At 64.7% G+C, this 1,900-nt stretch carries 2 protein-coding genes; one reads left to right on the forward strand and one right to left on the reverse strand.

Translation table 11 applies throughout. The annotated features are described in order from the left end of the window. Window positions 1-211: 211 nt before the first annotated feature. Window positions 212-1,315 carry an NADH:flavin oxidoreductase/NADH oxidase gene (locus tag EN939_RS32335; protein WP_127271606.1) on the reverse strand — a complete coding sequence of 368 codons (1,104 nt, stop codon included), beginning with the start codon at window positions 1,313-1,315 and terminating at the stop codon, window positions 212-214. A gap of 224 nt (window positions 1,316-1,539) precedes the next feature. Here EN939_RS32335 and EN939_RS32340 point away from each other — a divergent pair. Further along, on the forward strand, window positions 1,540-1,900 hold a 361-nt coding region (locus tag EN939_RS32340; RefSeq protein WP_127271607.1), incomplete at its 3' end, for an NUDIX domain-containing protein.

The raw sequence follows: 1,900 nt of genomic DNA on the forward strand, positions 1-1,900 counted from the left end.
GGCCGTCAGCCTGCGCCCAAACGTCTCAGAGGCTGTTTGAAGGCTCTACACCTGCGGTCTGCGCCGCAACCGGCAAGAATGCCCCTGAACAGGTTTCCTCCCAAGCCCAGCCACGCCCACTCCACGCCAACAGCTTGCGGACGGAATAGCAGCGGAGCACCGTCAGGCCGTCTGGAGGCAGGAGGGCGCGCGTGTCGGGAGCGCGGACCGTTCAGCCCGTCGCCTTCATCCAATGCTGCATCGTGGTCACCGAACGGGCAAGCTGCGGCGCCGGGTGGATCGTTTCGCTGAATGTGGCCGCCGCACGCCATCCCCAGCGCGGATCAGCCAGGAAGGCCCGCGCCAGCGCCACCATGTCGGCGCGGCCCTCGGTGAGGATCGCTTCGGCCTGCTTGGGGTCGTCGATCAGGCCGACGGCACGGGTCGGAATATCAGCACCCTTGCGCACCGCTTCCGCCAGATGCACCTGATAGCCGGGGCCGGTGGGCAATTTCTGCAACGGCGAATTGCCGCCGCTCGAGCAGCAGAGATAGGCAACGCCCTCGTCCTTGAGCGCTTTGGCCACTTCGATCGCGTCCGCCACGTCGAAGCCGCCATCGACCCAATCCATCACCGACAGCCGCGCGCCGAGCATCAGCTTTGGCGTAGCCTTGCGCACCGCCTTGGCGATCTCGACGACAAGACGCATGCGGTTTTCCAGCGAGCCGCCCCAGCGGTCCGTGCGCTGGTTGGACAAGGGCGACAGGAACTGGAAGATCAGATAGCCATGCGCGGCATGCAGTTCGATGAAATCGAAGCCGGCGCGTTCGGCCCGCCTTGCGGCTTCGGCGAAGCGCTCGATCAGTTGCAGGATCTCCTCGTCCTCCAGCGCGTGCGGCACGTTCCAACCGGTGTCGTAGGGGATGACCGAGGCGGAGACGGTCTGCCAGGGATCCTCATTTGGCTGCAGTGGCCCGCCGCCTTCCCACGGCTTGCGGTTCGAAGCCTTGCGGCCGGCATGGGCGAGTTGGGAGCCGAATTTCGTGCCGGGTGCGGCGACGCGTCGTGCGGCGTCCAGTGCGCGGCGGGCGGCGGCCTCATTGTCTTCGGAATAAAGGCCGAGGCAGCCATGGGTGATACGCCCGCGCCGCTCGACATCGGTCATCTCGACCGTGACCATGCCGGCGCCGGACATTGCGAGGTTCATCCAGTGATGGAGATGCCAGTCACTGGCCGAACCGTCGTCGGCGGAATACTGGCACATCGGCGCGACGGCGATGCGGTTGGGGAAGGTGAGGCCGTCGAGGGTGATCGACTGGAAAAGCGACGCTGTCATGAGAAACTCCGGGAGGGTTCGCAGCTATTTAGGCGACCGATGGCGCCTGCGCCAGACACGAGGCGGTGAAAGGGGTTCTGGACCAATCACTGACGGGATTGCCGAAATGCCGGTTCGCGGATACGCCTCGGCAATGCATGGCGCCCAAAAGTGGCCCGGTTTGGGAGAGCGACATGCATAAAACAGGAGCATAAAGCGCGACGCGCTTTTGCATGGAGACCACGATGGAAGATCGTATTCGCGTCCGTTCGGAGGAAATCCTCTCCGACGACTGGGCCGTCCTGAAGAAGACCGTCCTCGACTACCGCCGGCGCGACGGGCAGTGGGAGACGCAAATTCGCCAGACCTATGATCGCGGTGACGGCGCGGTGATCCTGCCTTACGATCCCTCGCGCTCGACCGTGCTTCTGGTGCGCCAGTTCCGCTATCCCGCCTACGTCACCGGCCACCGCGAGCCGCTGATCGAGGCCTGTGCCGGCCTGTTGGACGAAAACGATCCCGAAACCTGCATCCGCAAGGAGGCGGAGGAAGAACTCGGCTACCGGCTGCAGAACGTCGAGCGGCTGTTTTCGCCCTATATGAGCC

The organism is Mesorhizobium sp. M7A.F.Ca.CA.002.05.1.1 (genome assembly GCF_003998335.1).
Lineage (GTDB): Bacteria > Pseudomonadota > Alphaproteobacteria > Rhizobiales > Rhizobiaceae > Mesorhizobium.

Coding starts and splice junctions, on each gene's coding strand:
- EN939_RS32335 (WP_127271606.1), bottom strand. CDS start 1,315: ATGACAGCGTCGCTTTTCCAGTCGATCACCCTCGACGGCCTCACCTTC.